Annotated in this window: 16 protein-coding genes; 7 read left to right on the top strand and 9 right to left on the bottom strand. The window is 44.6% G+C overall.

Translation table 11 applies throughout. The features are described 5' to 3' along the window. Positions 1-543 precede the first annotated feature (543 nt). The 4 genes from pssA to rluD form a co-directional block, all read right to left on the bottom strand. On the bottom strand, positions 544-1,377 hold the full coding sequence (gene pssA, locus A28LD_RS06880; protein WP_007420353.1) for a CDP-diacylglycerol--serine O-phosphatidyltransferase: 834 nt from the start codon (positions 1,375-1,377) through the stop codon (positions 544-546). A gap of 136 nt (positions 1,378-1,513) precedes the next feature. Then, positions 1,514-4,087 (bottom strand): ATP-dependent chaperone ClpB, encoded by a 2,574-nt coding sequence (clpB, locus tag A28LD_RS06875; protein WP_007420352.1) that lies wholly within the window; start codon positions 4,085-4,087, stop codon positions 1,514-1,516. A 99-nt stretch (positions 4,088-4,186) separates the two neighbouring features. After that, the gene (gene pgeF / locus A28LD_RS06870) at positions 4,187-4,921 is read right to left on the bottom strand and encodes a peptidoglycan editing factor PgeF (protein WP_007420351.1); all 735 of its coding nucleotides are present in this window, start codon (positions 4,919-4,921) and stop codon (positions 4,187-4,189) included. Next, positions 4,918-5,886, bottom strand: a complete 969-nt coding sequence (rluD, locus tag A28LD_RS06865; protein WP_040487132.1) for a 23S rRNA pseudouridine(1911/1915/1917) synthase RluD — start codon at positions 5,884-5,886, stop codon at positions 4,918-4,920. The genes pgeF and rluD overlap by 4 nt, the downstream gene beginning before the upstream one ends. Positions 5,887-6,024: 138 nt before the next feature. On the opposite strand from rluD, the gene A28LD_RS06860 reads away from it, so the two are divergent. Beyond that, positions 6,025-6,750, top strand: coding sequence for an outer membrane protein assembly factor BamD (locus tag A28LD_RS06860; protein WP_007420349.1), 726 nt, complete (start codon positions 6,025-6,027; stop codon positions 6,748-6,750). Between the two features lie 17 nt (positions 6,751-6,767). On the opposite strand, the gene A28LD_RS06855 is transcribed toward A28LD_RS06860, so the two are convergent. From A28LD_RS06855 to A28LD_RS06840, 4 genes are all read right to left on the bottom strand, one after another. Then, entirely contained in the window at positions 6,768-7,106 is a 339-nt protein-coding gene (locus tag A28LD_RS06855; RefSeq protein WP_007420348.1) for a P-II family nitrogen regulator, read from the bottom strand. 5 nt (positions 7,107-7,111) lie between these two features. Then, positions 7,112-8,761: an NAD+ synthase gene (locus A28LD_RS06850; RefSeq protein ID WP_007420347.1), complete on the bottom strand. Its 1,650-nt coding sequence runs from the start codon at positions 8,759-8,761 to the stop codon at positions 7,112-7,114. A gap of 125 nt (positions 8,762-8,886) precedes the next feature. Continuing rightward, entirely contained in the window at positions 8,887-9,411 is a 525-nt protein-coding gene (locus tag A28LD_RS06845) for a DUF1285 domain-containing protein (RefSeq protein WP_007420346.1), read from the bottom strand. 9 nt (positions 9,412-9,420) lie between these two features. Further along, a complete protein-coding gene (locus A28LD_RS06840) occupies positions 9,421-10,026 on the bottom strand; it encodes a LuxR C-terminal-related transcriptional regulator (RefSeq protein WP_007420345.1) in 606 nt (201 codons plus the stop codon). A gap of 298 nt (positions 10,027-10,324) precedes the next feature. Here A28LD_RS06840 and A28LD_RS06835 point away from each other — a divergent pair, with 298 nt between their 5' ends. From A28LD_RS06835 to pdxH, 3 genes are all read left to right on the top strand, one after another. Then, positions 10,325-12,121, top strand: coding sequence for an amidohydrolase (locus tag A28LD_RS06835; protein ID WP_007420344.1), 1,797 nt, complete (start codon positions 10,325-10,327; stop codon positions 12,119-12,121). Between the two features lie 93 nt (positions 12,122-12,214). After that, positions 12,215-13,171 carry a DUF3369 domain-containing protein gene (locus A28LD_RS06830; RefSeq protein ID WP_007420343.1) on the top strand — a complete coding sequence of 319 codons (957 nt, stop codon included), beginning with the start codon at positions 12,215-12,217 and terminating at the stop codon, positions 13,169-13,171. 13 nt (positions 13,172-13,184) lie between these two features. Next, complete coding sequence (gene pdxH, locus A28LD_RS06825) at positions 13,185-13,823, top strand: pyridoxamine 5'-phosphate oxidase (RefSeq protein ID WP_007420342.1); 639 nt, start codon at positions 13,185-13,187, stop codon at positions 13,821-13,823. On the opposite strand, the gene A28LD_RS06820 is transcribed toward pdxH, so the two are convergent. Then, positions 13,812-14,873: an Ldh family oxidoreductase gene (locus A28LD_RS06820; RefSeq protein ID WP_007420341.1), complete on the bottom strand. Its 1,062-nt coding sequence runs from the start codon at positions 14,871-14,873 to the stop codon at positions 13,812-13,814. The two genes, pdxH and A28LD_RS06820, sit on opposite strands and share 12 nt — an antisense overlap. A 121-nt stretch (positions 14,874-14,994) precedes the next feature. On the opposite strand from A28LD_RS06820, the gene A28LD_RS06815 reads away from it, so the two are divergent. Genes A28LD_RS06815 through speA form a run of 3 tightly spaced genes read left to right on the top strand, consistent with a single transcriptional unit; the run spans position 14,995 to position 18,890 of the window. Beyond that, on the top strand, positions 14,995-16,008 hold the full coding sequence (locus tag A28LD_RS06815; RefSeq protein WP_007420340.1) for a 6-phosphofructokinase: 1,014 nt from the start codon (positions 14,995-14,997) through the stop codon (positions 16,006-16,008). 51 nt (positions 16,009-16,059) lie between these two features. Further along, positions 16,060-16,977 carry an agmatinase gene (speB, locus tag A28LD_RS06810; protein ID WP_007420339.1) on the top strand — a complete coding sequence of 306 codons (918 nt, stop codon included), beginning with the start codon at positions 16,060-16,062 and terminating at the stop codon, positions 16,975-16,977. Then, positions 16,974-18,890: a biosynthetic arginine decarboxylase gene (speA, locus tag A28LD_RS06805; protein WP_007420338.1), complete on the top strand. Its 1,917-nt coding sequence runs from the start codon at positions 16,974-16,976 to the stop codon at positions 18,888-18,890. The genes speB and speA overlap by 4 nt, the downstream gene beginning before the upstream one ends. Positions 18,891-18,993: the final 103 nt, after the last annotated feature.

The raw sequence follows: 18,993 nt of genomic DNA, 5'->3' as shown, positions 1-18,993 counted from the left end.
CCACTCGAAAGCTGAACCTTGTTATAAAAGTAAACTTTCATAACTGCCACCGAAATGGCGTTTGGTTGATGCTTTTCTTGCGCAAGTGCCCACACAGATTACTTGGCTTGATATATTGTTAAAGAACGTTTGCTCGGCTCAGTGGAGCTCGTAGCAGGGAAGCGAATTTTACGCGACCCGGTGAAGAAGTCAAGAGCTTGGTTTGTTTTTTTATCGAACCAGCCTGCTTGTTTCTTACTTGCTGCCACCTCGGTGACAACGGAGGCGAATTATATAGATCAGATTTGATCACGCAACCCCCAAAAGCACTTTTTTAGCAGAAAATGAATCGTTCGCTCGAACTTTCACCAAGTTGCGTTTATTTCGCAAGCAAACCGCTATTATAGCTACAATTAATCAACAAAAAGGCTCGCTATCTTTCAATAGCGAGCCTCAGTTTTCACTTTAAATCTTGCAACTAAAGTTGTTCTTTTATCCTGTTTATTTTCTTAACAGGCAAAATTAGCTAATTTTGAATACTATTTATTGCTTCGCTAAGTATGCTTAGCTTTTACTTTGATCATTATTCGACGAATCAGTAGATTGCTCATCTTTGGTTTTTTTAGCACTTGGCTCTACATCTTCTTCTTTTTCTTCTCTTTGATCACCGAGCACATGCTCTAACTTTAGTTTATTTACATTCTTGATTGTCATGACCGGACCAGAGATAGCATAGGCGGTGAATAATATGAATAGAACCAGAGCTGGTTCCGTAGCTACAATAACAAACACAAGCACAACTAATAAAATAACAAGAAAGTTTACCTTGCCACGCCAATCAACATCTTTAAAAGAGTGATACTTAAAGTTACTCACCATCAAAAGGCCACAGGCAATTGTAAACAACACTACCACTAAGCTCATACTCTCGGGGTCGAAATCGTATTTCGCTCCTACCCATACTAATCCCGAAACAATAGCTGCTGCACTTGGAATCGCTAGGCCTTGAAAATACTTTTTATCTGAACTCGCGCTCGCGGTATTGAATCGGGCTAATCGCAATGCACCACCAGCCACAAAAATAAACGCTGCTAACCATCCTAGCTTACCAACATCATGTAATGCCCAGTTATAAGCTACTAAAGCTGGAGCAATACCAAAAGAAACAATGTCTGCCATGCTATCGTATTCAGCGCCAAACTCGCTTTGAGTATTGGTTAAACGCGCTACTCGGCCATCGAGGCCATCAAATACCATGGCAACGAAAATTGCAATTGCGGCTAACTCAAAGCTTCCATTCATCGAGGCGACAATGGCGTAAAACCCCGAAAACAAGCCGGCAGTTGTCAGCAAGTTTGGTAATAGATATATACCCCGATGTTTATTTTGGTCTGGCATAGTTTTTCCTGTAATTACAAAAAGGATCTTATTCATTAGCTACAAAGCATATCATAACTGCCTACTATATATAAAAAGCGCCACCCGAAGGTAGCGCTTTTCCTTGCAAATGGCGTGAAATATGAGCTCTGTTAAGCTATTGAGTTATAACTAAGCCATCTTCTCCTGCATCCACTTTGATAATTTTTCCCGGTATCAAGGTTCCAGCAAGAATCTTTTGTGCTAACGGATTTTCAAGCTCATTTTGAATGGCTCTTTTCAAAGGCCGTGCACCAAACAATGGATCGAATCCAACTTTAGCCAGTTGAGTAATCGCTGCTTCCGATACGTCAAGCTTGTAATCTCGCCCCTCAAGGCGGTTAAACAAACGCTGGAGCTGAATTTTTGCAATTCGATTCAAATCGGAATCAGCAAGTGGATGAAACACCACCGTTTCATCAATGCGGTTTAGGAATTCAGGCTTAAATGCGGTTCGCAGAACATCTCCCAGCATTGCCTTCATTTCTTCATATTGCACTTCACCCGCATGCTCTTGAATTAGGTGTGAACCTAAATTAGAGGTCATAATGATTACCGTATTGCGAAAATCAACAGTTCGCCCTTGGCCATCGGTAAGGCGGCCATCATCAAGCACCTGCAATAGAATGTTGAATACATCGGGGTGCGCTTTTTCAACTTCATCAAGCAACACCACTGAATAAGGACGCCGGCGAACCGCTTCGGTTAGATATCCGCCTTCTTCATATCCCACATAGCCCGGAGGCGCTCCAACAAGCCTTGAAACACTATGTTTTTCCATGAATTCCGACATATCAATACGCACCATGGCATCATCAGAATCAAACATGAATCTAGCAAGTGCTTTGCAAAGTTCAGTTTTACCTACACCCGTTGGGCCAAGGAATAGAAACGAACCAATTGGCCGGTCCGGGTCACTTAACCCTGCACGGGAACGCCGAATTGAGTTCGCTACTGCAACCACTGCTTCATGTTGCCCCACAACACGCTGATGAAGGTTATCTTCCATTTGCAGCAACTTCTCGCGCTCTCCCTCGAGCATTCTCGACACAGGAATACCTGTCCATCGCGAAAGCACCTCTGCAATTTCTTCATCGGTAACTCTGTTTCGTAACAATGTCATTTCCTGCATTTCAGCACTTAAAGCCGCTTCTAGTTGGTGCTCTAACTCAGGAATTTTTCCATACTGTAGCTCAGCCATACGATTCAGATCACGGGCACGATTTGCAATTTCAAGATCATTTCTAGCCTGATCAAGCAATTCTTTTATATGCTGGTGCCCTTGCACAGCCATTTTCTCGCTGTTCCAAACCGTTTCTAACTCAGCGTAAGCTCCTTCCAGCTCACTCAATTCATTACTGAGCGTTTCCAAACGCTTTTTACTCGCATCGTCTTTCTCTTTCGCTAGCGCCTGTTGTTCAATTTTAAGCTGAATAATTCTTCGCTCTAACCGATCTAGCTCCTCTGGCTTCGAATCCATTTGCATGCGGATACTCGATGCCGCCTCATCGATCAAATCGATAGCTTTATCGGGTAACTGTCGATCGCTAATATAGCGGTGAGATAAAGTTGCAGCGGCAACAATCGCCGGGTCGGTGATCTCCACCGAATGATGCAGCTCATACTTTTCTTTGAGGCCACGAAGAATCGCAATAGTATCTTCAACCGAAGGCTCTTCAACTAAGACCTTCTGAAAACGACGCTCCAATGCAGCATCTTTTTCAATGTATTGTCGATACTCATCTAAAGTAGTAGCGCCAACACAATGAAGTTCACCACGGGCCAAGGCAGGCTTTAGCATATTGCCCGCGTCCATGGCGCCTTCAGCTTTACCAGCCCCAACCATAGTATGTAATTCATCAATAAACAGAATTACCTGACCTTCCTCTTGATGAAGCTCGTTCAATACAGCTTTTAACCGCTCTTCAAAATCACCTCGGTACTTCGCGCCAGCTAATAACGAACCTAAATCAAGCGAGAGCACACGCTTTCGTTTTAACCCTTCCGGCACTTCGCCATTTACAATTCGCTGCGCCAAACCCTCAACGATTGCAGTTTTACCCACGCCCGGCTCACCAATAAGCACTGGGTTGTTTTTTGTTCTTCGCTGCAGAACTTGCAGTGTTCTACGAATTTCTTCATCACGGCCAATCACTGGATCTAACTTACCTTGCTCGGCTCGCTCGGTAAGATCGATAGTATATTTTTGCAACGCTTCGCGTTGCTCTTCCGCATTAGCATCATCCACGCTTTGGCCTTTACGCAAATCTTGAATTACTTGCTCAACTTGCGAGCTCTGAACGCCTTGAGATTTTAATAAGGCACCCAGCTTACCTTTATCTTCAGTAGCCGCAAGAACAAATAATTCACTGGAAATAAAGCTGTCTTTGCGCTTTTGCGCATACTTATCGCAAAGGTTCAGTAGATTAGAACTATCACGCGAAATCTGTACATCACCACCAGTGCCCTGCACTTGCGCTGCCGCATCGAGAATTTTAGTAAGCTCCGCCCGAAAAGTGGCTATATTTACACCGAGCTGTTGAAGTAACGGCCGTATCGAACCACCCTCTTGATTCATTAAGGCAAGCATAATGTGAACAGGCTCAATAAATTGATGATCTCGGCCAAGCGCCAATGATTGCGCTTCCGCGATAGCAGATTGAAATTTACTTGTGAATCGTTCCATACCCATGATCTACCTCACTCAAAGCATAAAGTAATGCCAGTACAAGTAATGTAGGTGCGTTTTTCGCTATTTCAAGGATATCTAAGGAAAATTGTAAAGATTTATTTACGTGCGCCAGATTAACGTAGCCATGCGGCCAGTTTTTCCATCACGGCGAAAAGAAAAGTAATCCCGAGGCTGGGTAAAAGTGCATTCACCTCCGCCTGAAATCGATTTAACACCATGAAATTGCAACTGCTGGGCTGCAATAGCATAGATATCAGCGAGGTACTTAGCCTCATGCGGAATAAATGCACACGCGAGTTCTGGATGCAAAGATAGCATTGCTGAACGCACATCTTCACCCACCTCAAAAGCCTTTGGGCCAATTGCGGGGCCAAGCCATGCGTGTATCTTATTAGGAGGGGATTTAAACTCGGCTAAAACATTGCCGAGAATATTACTTGCCAAACTGCGCCAACCACAATGAACAGCGGCCAGTTCTTTACCGTTCTCACTCGCTAGTAATACCGGCAAACAATCAGCAGTAAGGATTACCAAAGGTGTATTTGCACAATCAGTGTAAGCTGCATCACCTTCTGGAATATCTTTATATCCATTTTCAGAAATACGAATAACGCCATTTCCATGCACTTGATTTAACCAACATGGTTCTTTCGGTAGTTTCAAATGATGGGTTAACCGCTTTCGATTCGTTTTCACTGCCGCAGGTAAATCGTGCACATGAGCCCCTAGGTTCAAACTTCCATAAGGAGCCACACTTACACCACCAACCCGTTGGCTACTAAACCCTTGAACCCGATCAGACATCGGCCAATTCGGCAGCAATCCACGAATCATACTTCTTTATGTTCCTTGCTATCGGCACGCAAAGCGGCGAGTAGGTTTTGCATATCTTCTGGTAATGGCACTTCCCATTCCATCATTTCGCCTGTTCTAGGGTGAACTAAGGCCAAACGGATAGCATGCAAGGCCTGCCTAGTAAACCCGCGCAGAAGGGTGATAAAGGCCTCACTTGCTTGCCGAGGTGGACGAGGCCGCCCGCCATACTGAGGATCGCCTACGAGCGGGTAAGTTAAATGCGCCATGTGTACCCGTATTTGATGGGTACGGCCACTTTCCAAGCGTAAACGCAAACGCGTGTGGGCACGAAAACGTTCTGCTACCCGATAGTGTGTAACCGCGGGTTTACCTGAGCGAGTAACCGCCATCAAGGTACGCTTTGTAGGATGCCTACCAATAGCAGCTTCCACCGAACCACCTGCTGTCATCACGCCCGTGCAAATAGCTTCGTACTCACGAGTAATTTCTCGAGCTTGCAATGCTGCTACTAAAGCCGTGTAAGTTGGCAAAGTTTTAGCTACAACCATCAAACCGGTTGTTTCCTTATCCAAACGATGAACTATGCCAGCTCTAGGTAATTGCTCAAGGCTAGAGCAATGATGTAGCAACGCATTTAATAGCGTTCCATCGGGTGTACCTGCTCCGGGGTGTACTACCAACCCAGCAGGTTTATTAATAATTAACAGATCGTCATCTTCATAAACAACGTTCAAATCAATAGCTTCGGGCGCAGAAAACACCTCAGGCTCAAGCGTTGCTTCGAGCACAACTTCTTGGCCTGCAATAACTTTTTCGCGGGGTTTAGTAACTACATTACCATCTATCCGAACATTGCCTTCTTGAATCCAGGTTTTTAAACGCGAACGTGAAAAATCTGGGAACAACTCGGCTAATGCTTGGTCTAATCTCGCACCTAGAAGGTGATCAGCAATAATTGCTGTTTGTTTCACATAATCTGTCATAGAACCTGCGTTATGCATCCTCGTGCTGTGCATCGTTGCTTTAGTACGTTACAATCTGGAATTAGTGCCTAGTGTACTTCAGATGATGATAAACATCCCAGGGAATTCAACGGAAAAATAAAAGAGATCAGGTTAATCATGAGAGTAGTTCTTTCGATCGCCATCTGCGCAGTGTTATTTTTAAGCGGATGTTCATCTCGTTCAAACGACGATATACAACGTTCTGAACTAGAAAACTTATACGAATTATCACAAAGCTATCTGCAAAATGGGCGCTTTGCCGATGCGGCAACGCTGCTAAGCCAAATTAATACGCGTTACCCGTTTGGCCCTTACGCCCAGCAAGTTCAGCTCGATTTAATTTACGCACAATATAAAGTGGGCCGACAAGATCAGGCTCTCACTGTTATTGACCGTTTTTTATCATTAAACCCTAACCATGCAGATAACGATTATGTTCGTTACATGCGCGGCTTAGTTCATTTGCAAGCCGAAGGGGCGTTCTTCCAAGATGTATTTGGTGTAGATCGTAGTGATAGAAATCCAGTTTACGCAGAACGAGCTTTTGATGATTTTGCTGAATTAGTTCAGCGCCATCCTGATAGCAAATATGCGGCTGATGCACGCCAACGCATGGTGTGGATTCAATCGCGCCTTGCCAGCCATGAACTTGCAGCTGCAGAATATTACTTGCGCCGAGAAGCCTATATGGCCGCAGCCCGGCGTGGCGTTTACATCGTAGAAAACTTTCCAAATGTAATTGAAGCCAAACGTGCTTTAGAAATTATGGTGGTAAGTTACGAAGCGCTCGATTTAACCCAAGAAGCAAGCGATGCAAGACAAGTATTAAACACTAATTTTTAATACATTGAGGGCGCTATTTAAATAGCGTCCTCATTTTCTTCCCCAGTACGAATTCTTATTACTCGCTCTACCGCCGAAACAAAAATCTTACCATCGCCAATTTTACCCGTTTGCGCGGTTTCGGTAATAGCTTCTAAGCATCGATCTAAATCAGCATCGGCTACCACGATTTCAAGTTTTACCTTCGGTAAAAAATCAACCATATATTCGGCGCCACGGTACAACTCCGTATGCCCGCGCTGACGGCCAAAGCCCTTTACCTCAGAAACGGTCATTCCCGCTATACCCACCTCAGACAAAGCAGCACGCACATCATCTAATTTAAAAGGTTTAATAATTGCTTCAATCTTTTTCATAGAAGTTAACCTTTATTGCTCGCAAATGAATGCATTAGTGTATGCACATAATGATTGGTAATTGGATACCGGCGATCTTTATTAAAGTTGCGGCGGGTAACTTTAGGGCCTACAGCTCCCTGCCGACGCTTATATTCGTTACGCTCGATTTTGCGGATAATATCTTTTACTACTTCTTCCGAATATCCTAAAGCAACGAGATCAGCGATGGATAAATCTCTTTCTGCGTAGCCATCAATAATCTCATCAAGTACATCATACGGCGGCAGCGAATCTTGGTCTTTTTGATCCGGCGCTAACTCTGCCGAAGGTGCACGAGTGATTACACGCTCGGGAATTGCAGGTTGTTCTGCCGAATTTAGCGAATTTCGATAAATCGAAAGTTGATACACTAAACTCTTTGGTAAATCTTTAATCGGCGCAAAGCCACCGCACATATCGCCATACAGTGTACAGTAACCCACCGCGAGTTCGCTTTTATTACCTGTTGTTAACAATAAACTACCATGTTTATTCGATAACCCCATCAACAAAACACCGCGGCACCGGGCTTGTAAGTTTTCTTCGGTGGTATCGCGCTCAGTATCACCAAAGAGTGGCGTTAACGTTGCCATGAAACTTTCTACCATCGGCTCAATAGGAACGATATCAAATTCACAACCTAATGTTTGCGCTTGCTCTTCGGCATCCGCTACGCTGATATCGGCTGTGTAGCGATATGGCATCATAACAGCCCTTACTCTATCGCCACCAAGCGCATCTACCGCTAGCGCCAAGGTTAACGCAGAATCGATTCCGCCGGATAGGCCAAGTAATACACTAGGAAAACCATTTTTTTGCACATAATCACGGAGCGCTAGCACCAACGCTTGATAAATACTTGCTGAGTTATCAAGATTACTAGGCAGGGTTTGCTTAACCGCCTGCATACCCTGGAAATGTGCGGTAACCACCGCTTCTTCGCAATGAGGCAAATGCACCGCCACTTCGCCATCGGCATTTAACACCACGGAATTACCATCAAAAACAACTTCATCTTGCCCACCAACGGTATTCACGTACACCAAAGGCAGTTGCGTTTCTTTACAACGCGCCGATAGAACTTGCAGACGTTGCGAGTATTTGTATTCCTCAAATGGCGAAGCGTTTACCGAAACCATAATCTGAGCACCTGCTTCTCGGGTTTCTCTCGCCGCTTCAGGGCTCCATAAATCTTCACAAATAAGTAAACCAATTCGCACACCCTGCAACTCAACCACAACCGGTTTTGAACCCGCAGTAAAATAGCGATGTTCATCAAACACGCCATAATTCGGAAGCTTGCGCTTGTGGTAAGTTGCAATTTCACGCTGCTCAGAAAAAACACTCAAGGCATTCCAAAAGGTTACGCCATCGGTTTGCGGAAAACCTATAGCAACGGCTACATTAGTTGTAGCCGCACAAATTTCATCCAGCGCAGCGGATACTACTTGGTATAAATCAGGGCGATATAAAAGATCTTCAGGCGGGTAACCGGTGATTGCTAACTCTGGAAAAACAATCAAATCAGAATCTTGATGCTCAGCAATGGTAGCTAGTATCTTTTCTTTATTCGCTTGAATCGCGCCTACAGTGAGGTTTAATTGCGCCAAGGTAATATTTAACGGTAAATGCATGCCGATATCCAATTCAAAGCAAAAGGGAGGAACGTTATTTGCGCTCTAATGTAGCAAATAATGTAGCAAATAATGCAGCAAATAATGCTGCGAATAATATAGCAACCTCAAGCACCTCGCAAACTTCAGCTTGATGCGAGTAGAAACCTTTCGCCACCACTGGTTAAATAAAAACCAGTGATTTCTTCACCCTGTTCCGGCTCAGCGATCTCTGCCCATTGATAATAGACATTACGGTGCACTCGCGCTCGAAATTGATCGCGAACAACCACGGCGGGTAAACTATTATCAATAATTAGTGGATTGGCTTTAGAAATCAAATAGCGTTCATCAACGTTGCTCGATACTTGCAGATATGGCAGCTCATTTTTCTGTACCTGCTGCCATGCAGTAATTACGAATGGCAAATCATCTACTTTTATCCGTACTTTTTCTACCGGCGTTACTAGAAAGTATTCGCCGTTCTCTTGTTTAAGTACACTCGCAAAAAGCTTTACTAGTGCTTGTCGGCCAATTGGCGAATTCATGTAAAACCACTGGCCATTCGCAGCGATACGAATATCAATATCACCGCAAAAAGGTGGATTCCATTGCTCAACTGGGGCTCTATGTTGATGTTCTAAGCTAGCTTGAAGTTTGCTTAAATCCATAGATAAAGCCTAGTTCTGGCGCAACAAATACCAAAGTGTTGCCTCAGTTCGGTTAGATACTTTGATAGCTTTAAATATTGCGGATAAATGCACTCGAATAGTACCTTCAGTGATACCAAGGATATTCGCGATTTCTTTGTTTGATAAGCCCTGTGCCAACAGCTGCATTATTTCGCGTTGCCGCGGAGATAGCTTTCTATCGGCCTCAGTTTGTTTGCGGTAAGGCAAATCATCGGTAGGTAAATACGGTTTATCTTGAAGGAGGCCATGTATCGCTAATTTTACACTTTCGGCGCTAGCATCTTTACGCAGGTAACTTTGCGCTCCTTGAGCTATTCCAGTTTGAATATCAGCTGTACCGCGGCGCCACGTGAATAGAACGATATGAGAATTTGGAGCCAAACTGTGCAATGTATTAGTAACGAAACGATGATCGGCATCGGGCAGATCTAACTCCGCGAAGATAAGATCATACATTTCACCTGAATTAAGGTAGCTTTTTGCTACTTCAAGGCTTGTGGCTTCATAAATTGCAATTGATCCAGGTTGCGACGTTAGCACATGGATAAGCCCGGTTCGCGTTAGAAACTGCGGATCAATAATTAAAATCTTCATATTCTCTTGTGCTCTCAAACAGTAACAACATTTTTTCGGCAAGAACTATATTGATGTCGAGTTCCTCTATTATTACACAAACTTTAACAAATATATTAGACAAGTGTTAGGCCTGAGTGTGTAAATAAGGGTCACTTGATGGCTTTATGAGATGAATATCATATTATGACCGCTATGTAATGTAATTATCACGTGATTGAAATTTATCTAAGCACTCTACCGATCAGAGCCTGTACTAGAGTTAAAAAACGAGTATATTAACCAGTACAATTATTTTAGTTATTGAAAAAGGTCTGCGATGAAGGCAATTAAACTTCTTTCGAGCGTGCTAAGCCTCGCTCTATGCTCCACGAATGATGGTTGTAAAAAACTATACAACTTGCCCAGTTTAAAATCTCGCTTTGCTGTGATTGCATCAGCATTTTTATTCACTGGCGCACTCTCGGTTTCTTCTGCACAAGCTGTTTCTTCTGCACAAGAAAGTGGGTTTGAAAATCATACGGTATTCCATAATTTTAACGGCTATACCTTCACAGGTAGCCCAGGCAAAACTGCGCGCCTGCTGAGCTTCACAGTAATGGTGATCGCCGATGGAAAAATTGTAGATACAGGAAACCAACAGCTAATCGAGCAATATGAAGGTGCTAGAAAAATTAATCTGCTCGGCAGAACAGTGCTTCCTGGGTTAATCGATTCTCATGGTCATATTTCTAGCTTAGGAGAGAACTTAAGCTTAGTTGATGTTCGCGGCACAACCAGCCGCACTCAAGCGGTTGCTGCGGTAGCAAATTACGCACACAAGAACCAACATCACGAATGGATTGTAGGCCGTGGTTGGAACCAAGAACTTTGGCCAGACCGCCGCTTTCCAACTCGGCAAGATTTAGATGAAGTAATTAACGACCGGCCGGTTTGGTTAGTTCGGGTAGATGCACATGCGGGTTGGGCAAATTCAAAAGCTTTAGAAATGGCCGGCATCAACGACGATACAGTGGATCCACCTGGTGGCCAGATCATTCGTGATAGTTCAGGTAAAGCTACTGGGGTTTTAATCGATACCGCCATGGCTATGGTTCAACAAGCTTTGCCCATTGCAACTGATGAGCAACTTACTGATATCAATAATAAAGCATTTGAACATCTACTTTCTTTAGGTATCACTCAAGTTCACGATGCTGGTGTAGACGCGCGCCGATTAGGGATATTCCGTGATTTAGCGGCAGAAGGTGAATTACCGCTACGGGTAAATGCCATGATTGCCTCAAGCGAACCAACGTTGGCCGAACTGCTTGCGGCAGGCACGTTTCGTAGTGCTGATGATATGCTGCAAATCAATAGCGTAAAGGTATATGGCGATGGTGCGTTGGGCAGCCGAGGAGCTCGCTTGATTGAACCTTATAGTGATGATGAGGGGAACACTGGCCTATTAATTAACCCCGAAGAGCGGGTTCGAGAGTTGTTTACCGTAACCCACAATAGTGGCTTTCAAATCAACTATCATGCCATTGGCGATTACACCAACCGCTTAGCTCTAAATGAGTTTGAACGTTTGCCAGCCTCGGAGCATGAATATCGCCACCGTGTTGAACACGCGCAAATTGTGAGTATGGACGATATCCCACGCTTTTTAGCGTTAAATATCATTCCTTCAATGCAACCTACTCATGCCACCAGTGATATGAATATGGCTGAAGATCGGGTTGGTTCTGAGCGAATTGCCGGCGCCTATGCTTGGCGCGAATTCTTAGACCAAGGATCGTTAATTGCCGCTGGCTCTGATTTCCCAGTGGAACTAGCAAACCCCTTTTATGGCATTCATGCTGCAGTAACACGGCAAGATCGTGATAATCAGCCAGTGGAAGGTTGGTATCCTGAGCAACGCATGAGCTTACAAGAGGCATTGCGAAGCTTTACCCTTGATGCTGCTTACGCAGGCCATTTGGATAACGTAACCGGCACCTTAGAACCCGGTAAATGGGCTGATTTTATTGTTCTCGATCAGAACCCAATGCGTATCAAGCCTGAAGATTTATGGCGAATTCGTATTGAATATACTTTTGTAGCCGGAAAAAAAGTTTATAAACGTCCAATTTAATCGCTATCTTGCGCGTAACCATACGTATATTTAGATTCTAGCGAGAGAATATAGCCACCTAGCGCTGTAATTAGTGTTGTTATAAGGATAACTATGGCAGACCAATTTTTATTTGCCGATGAAGCGGCCGATTCGGAACCAAAAGAAACGTATCCGCCGTTTCATATTCTCGTTGTTGATGATGATGAAGAAATTCATGTGATTACCAAAATGGCATTATCTGATTTTAAACTCGATAAGCGGCCATTAGAGTTTCATTCAGCGTACTCAGCAAAAGAAGCAAAAGAGATCCTCAGCACCCGTAACGATTTTGCCATGATGCTACTCGATGTGGTTATGGAATCAGATCATGCTGGCCTTGATGTTGCTCGCTGGACTCGAGAAGAACTTAAGAACAAGCTTATTCGTATTGTTTTGCGCACCGGCCAGCCGGGGCAAGCTCCAGAGGAAGAGGTGATTGCCAAATACGATATCGATGATTACAAAGAAAAAACCGAGCTAACCTACCGCAAGCTGATGACATTGATGTATTCAAGCTTGCGGGCATTTCGCGATTTACAGGCGATTGAGCACTATAAATCAGGCTTAGAACGAATTATAAAAGCATCAGCGGAAATATTTTCAGCACAATCGGTAAACCAGTTGAGCCAAGGGATTTTAGAGCAGCTCGTTGCTTTACTAACCCGAACGCAAACGGCAGCTTATTGTAAACTCAACCCTGAAGGCTACACCGCTAGTGCTGATAATGATGAGCCGTTACAAATCATTGCCGCCACAGGTGAATACAAACAACGAGTAGGTGAATTGCTCAAAAATAATGATGCGCAACGAATTGTGAATGAGTTGCGCCAGCGCAAAGAAACCGTTTCTTATGAAATCCATAATAATACTTACTATGGGCTTTATAAAACCTCGCAATCGCAATATTACTTGCTGTTTATCAAAGGTATTGGTGAGTTAAGTGATACCGATAAGCATTTGCTAAGCTTATTTATGAACAACACCGCTATTGCGTTTGAACACGCAATACTATTAAACCATTCTCGTTAATAATGTGAGCCATATGAGCATTGACCAAATTCGCCGCGATTATACCCAACGTTCTCTTGAGCGCAGTGATTTATCAGCAAACCCAATAAGCCAATTTCAGCAGTGGTTTGATGATACCTTGAATAACAACTGCGGCACCGACCCAACCGCAATGGTTCTCAGCACCTGCGCAGAAAACAAACCTACGCAACGTGTGGTTCTTTTAAAAGGCATTGCTGAAAACGGCTTTGTTTTCTATACCAACTATGAGAGCCAAAAAGGCAAACAACTTGCCGCGAATGCGAACTGTAGTTTGCATTTTGCTTGGCTGCCGCAAGAACGCCAAATTACCGTAACCGGAACCGCAGAGCGTTTATCTATCGCTGAAAACACGCGCTACTTTCAATCACGCCCAAGAGCCAGCCAACTCGGCGCTTGGGCTTCCGCACAAAGTGAAGTAATTGCTGATAGAAAAAGTTTAGAGCAACAATTAGCTGAAGTAGAATCTCGCTTTGCTTCAGAAGAGGTGTTACCTCTGCCGCCATTTTGGGGCGGATTTCGTGTTGTGCCAGAAACTATTGAGTTTTGGCAGGGCCGAAGCGGCCGCTTACACGACCGTTTTCGCTATCAAAATACCGCAACAGGCTGGCTATTAGAGCGCTTACAGCCTTAATGTAACAGGCAGTTCAACACCCAACTTCTCTGCACAATACTGCAAGCGGGGCCACGTGAGTTCATCAAGTAACACGCCACGTTCCGTTTGTTCTTTTACCTGTGCAAGCGCACCGCTTCCAGGAACTCGAACCGGATGTTCCTTACTGATTGGTGCCGCAGCTAAGCAACGTTGCATTAAATCTTCGGCTACACGCTCAAACGCTTCTTTACCAGCAAACGCCTCGGGATCAATAACTTGAACAAACAGAGTATTTTGTTCACCATCATCCATTGCATCCGCACGGCCATATCCAGTTAAACCAAGTGTCCATAGCTCGCTTTGCAAACATAGGCCATAACCCTTGTATCCTAAATCGGCTCCACCTAAGGGTAATAGCGCACCCCCTTCTTCGATATACGCCTTCGGATCATTAGTTATTTCACCCTTTTGCGTAACAATCGCAGGCCACGGCAATAACTCACCACGATCGTAAGCTTGCCGCACTTTGCCCGCAGCGGTAACCGAAAAGCTCATATCCAATAACATAGGTTCCGAGGATGTCGGAACCCCTATCGCATAAGGGTTTGGGGAGAATACACGGCTAATGCCGCCAGCTGGAGCCACACTCGATTGTGCTGGCGTTGCTGCCATCATATTTATTAGGAAACCTTTTTCCGTAGCAATTTGTAAATATGCCGCAAGGCTAGCCACATGCTCACAACGGCGAACAACCACAGTTCCGGTTCCCGCATTCAACGCCATTTCACACGCCTTCTCTACCGCCAAAGGCGCCACATATAAACCGGGTAACGCGTTTGCATCCCAGGTTTCCACCGCCGCTCTGTGATTAATTACCGAAACTTCACCAGAACCGCGTGCAGCACCGCTTTGTAATTGCTTTACGTTATATGGCAACCGGCGCATACCATGAGTACGAAAACCCAGTAAATCGCCCCACAGTAACGATTCAGCCATACTTTTAGCAATTTCCTGATCGGCTCCTGCTTTTACAAAACAGGAAGTTGCAAATTGTAATAATTGTTCTTTTGCTACTCGAACTTGCGTCATAACCCAACCTTTTTCATAAAAAATATAGTGTAACCGCTAAATCATACTTGGTCAGCGCCCTTTCGTCCGTTAAGCTGTAAGATTAATCAGATTTTCGAATACCTGAGGAAAGGAAGACAAGATGAATAAAATCGCTGTGATCACCAGCGGGGGCGATGCGCCGGGAATGAATGCCTGTATTCGAGCTATTGTGAATACAGCATGGCAAGATGACGTTGAAGTTATCGGCTTTCGCCATGGTTTCCGAGGAATTACTCAAGATTTAGCGCAACCACTGCACCCTGATGATATGCGCCTAGTAAGCCAGCGAGGCGGAACATTCCTGAAAAGCTCTCGTTATCCTGAATTTCGTGAAGTTGCCTCAGCGCAAGCGGCCGCTAAAGTGTTAGATAGCCATGATATAAGTGCTCTTATTGTGATTGGTGGCGATGGATCATTTCGCGGCGCAGCGCACCTACAAGCGCACTGGCAAGGACAAGTAATTGGTATTCCTGGCACCATTGATAATGATATCGCCGGCACCGATACCACAATTGGCTTCTCTACGGCGGTTGATACTGCCATGGATGCAATCGATAAGGTTCGCGAAACAGCAGAAGCGATGGCGCGGGTGTTTCTAATTGAAGTTATGGGCCGCCACGCTGGCTTTATAGGCTTACATGCAGCCATTGCAGGCGCTGCAGAAGCCATGTTGCTTCCTGAACTAGAACCGCAACCAAAACTTGCCGATATGGCTGATAATATTCTACGCGCTCGCGAGGCATTCCCAGATAGTAGTTATATTGTGGTAGTTGCCGAAAACTTATGGCCCGGAGGCGTTCACGAACTTGGCAATAATTTATCCAAAGCAACTGGCGTAACTTGCCACCCTTGCCCGCTTGGTCATATTCAGCGAGGCGGCCGGCCAAATGCACAAGATCGTATTTTGGCTATGCAACTCGGTGCTGCTGCCGTATCTGCTATTCTTGAAGGCAAGCGAACGATTATGATCGGCCTTGAACAAGAACACGTAGTAGAAGTTCCGCTGCATTTAACCTTCGCGCGCGACAAGCCGCTCGATCAGCGTTTGGTGCAATTACAGCTCGGCTTGCAAGGTGTAAATTTAGCTTCAAAAAGCACCACGAAAACCGCATAATGGCGGCCCTTTTTATACAGCATAATTAAATTTCTAAAGGTGGTTAAACAATTGGCAAATATATTCCCTATCTCAGTAACCCTTGATGAGCCGGTACGTGCCTATTTTGGTGCTGATTTGGCAACCGAGATTACGGCAAAGCATACCTACGTAATTGGTTTTGGTTTCGATGGCACTGCGTGCTTTCGTAAAGGCACACGCTATGGGCCAGATGGCTTGCGCGCTGTATCTGAGGATATTGAATCATATTCGCCTTATTTAGATCGCGATTTAGAAGATTATGAATTCTACGATTTAGGTAATTTGCAGCTTGGTGATAGCACTGATGTTGAAGCTCAGTGGCAGCATGCTAGCGATGATTTTAAAACCATTTTTAATAATCTTGATTTAGCCGCAAACCAAGTAAAAGTATTAACACTTGGCGGCGAACATTCAATTTCTTATGCCCCGATTGTGAAATATTTAGAGCAGTATCCGAATCTAGTGTTGTTGCATTTAGATGCCCACGCTGATTTGCGCGATGGCTTTAGCGGCTATCATTATTCGCATGCTTCTATTATTCGCCGTGCACTCGACCATTTCGGCCCTCAGCACGAGTTAATTCAATATGGTATTCGTTCCGGTACTCGCGAAGAATATGCATACATGCGCGAACACAAAACAGTGCGTACTTCACGCAAGGATTTTTTAGAAAGTGTTGCCGCTATTCCGGCCGATCGCCCCATTTATTTAACCTTAGATTTGGATTACTTCGACCCTTCATTCCTACCAGGTACTGGCACACCAGAACCCGGCGGCGAAGATTTCCATTCTTTTGTAAGTTTGATTAAGTTATTGAAAGAACGTAATTTTGTTGGCTGTGATGTGGTAGAACTTTCTCCGCAAATCGACCCTACTGGAAATTCAGATGTATTCGCGGCAAAAATTGTTCGCGAGTTGTTACTTGTACTTGAGGAGAGCCGCGCATGACACAGCAATGGAATATCGAAGATGCGGAAGCACTTTACGGTGTAAAACGTTGGGGCGCCGGCTATTTCAGTATTGGTGAACACGGCAATATTCAAATTTCGCCGAATCATCGCAAGCCTGATGTGTATATTGATATGAACGAAGTGTTAGCTGAAATGAAAGCCGAGGGTATAGAGTTTCCCGCGGTAATTCGCTTTCACGATATATTGCGTTCACAAGTTGAAATCATTAATGAAACATTCCGCGATACCATTACAACTGCGAACTACAATGGCAAATATGTAGGTGTTTACCCGATCAAGGTAAACCAAATGCGCGAAGTAGTTGAAGAAATTCTTGATGCGGGCGAAGCCTATAACTACGGCCTTGAAGCAGGCTCTAAGCCCGAGCTTATGGCGGTGTTGGCGTATAATGAAAACCCTGAAGCGCTCACTATCCTCAATGGCTATAAAGACGAAGATTACCTTACGCTTGCACTCTTGGGCCGCCATATTGGCCGTAATATGATTGTAGTAGTAGAAAAGTTTTCTGAACTTGAAATGCTGGTGCGGTTATCGAAAAAGTACAAAATCGACCCCATGATCGGCTTGCGCTCAAAAATGATGGTACGCAGCACTGGTAAATGGTCGAGCTCTAGCGGTGATCGAGCAAAGTTCGGTTTAAGCATTGCCGAAATCGTTAACGCCATGGAATATCTGAAAAGCCACGATATGCTGCACTGCGCGAAACTGTTGCATTTCCACATTGGCAGCCAAATTTCTGATATCCGTAAGGTTAAAGAAGCAGTTACTGAAGGCGCTCGCCTGTATGCAAAACTAGTACAAATGGGTGTTCCACTCGAATATCTCGATATTGGCGGTGGTTTAGGCATTGATTACGATGGCAGCAGTACTACAACCGATTCATCGCGCAACTATTCTACCGAAGAATATGTAGCCGATATTGTTTATGGCGTGAAACAAATCTGTGATTTGGAAGACGTTAAACACCCAAATATCGTAAGTGAAAGTGGCCGCGCCATTACTGCTCACCATAGCCTTGTGGTTACCAACGTGGTTGGCGAAGTAAACCCGGGTGCTACCGAGTTTGATTTTAGCGCGGAAGAAGGCGAACACGTTCTTGTGAGCAACATGCGCGAGCTCGTAAACGGCCATGATATACACCCGCAAGAGCGCTACAACGATGCAGCCGCCTACAAGCAAAGTGCGTATGAAGCGTTCAAGCTAGGTATCTTATCGATTAGGGAAATGGCCAAAATCGATACCATTTACTGGCGTGTATTAACCGATATTCACCACGGTTTAGATAGCGAAACTCGGCAAATTCAAGAACTTGAAGAGCTCGAAGATACTTTAGCTAGCCAATATTTAGCGAATATGTCGATTTTCCAATCGGCTGCTGATACCTGGGCCATTGGCCAGTTGTTGCCAATTGTTCCGCTTACTCGCTTGCACGAAAAGCCGGAAGTGCGCATTTCAATCGCCGATATAACCTGCGATAGCGATGGCAAAATTGGCAAGTATATTGAAGGCAATAGCATTAGCGATAACATTCCAATGCACCGCTTACGCAAGGGTGAATCTTACCCTATTGGTATGTTCCTTACTGGCGCATACCAAGATGTTATGGGCGATATGCATAACCTGTTCGGGCGTTTAACCGAAGTGCATATTTTCAGCCATGATGACGAACCAGGCGCTTTTTATATAGAAGAAATAGTTCCTGGGCATTCAGCTGAGAAAGTGCTGGAAACCATGCAGTACAATACCGATTACATGGCCAAAATGGTTAAGAAATCGATTGATAAGCAAATTCGTAAAGGCGCACTAGCACCTCGCGAAGGTGTGCGCTGGAGTGATTTCTATGAGAGCTGTTTGGCCGGAACAACCTACCTGCGCGATGAGCGAAAGTAGGTTAAAGAAGCACTTTGCTCAGGAAAAGCATTAGAAATGGGCATTTCCTGAGCAGTTGAACGGCAAACGCCAAAAAGCGGTTGACTTCAACTCTCAGAAAACG

Origin of the sequence: Idiomarina sp. A28L, assembly GCF_000218785.1 — a bacterium.
Lineage (GTDB): Bacteria > Pseudomonadota > Gammaproteobacteria > Enterobacterales > Alteromonadaceae > Aliidiomarina.
The sequence above is the reverse complement of the archived record's forward strand: the minus strand, read 5'-3'. Positions and strand labels throughout refer to the sequence as shown.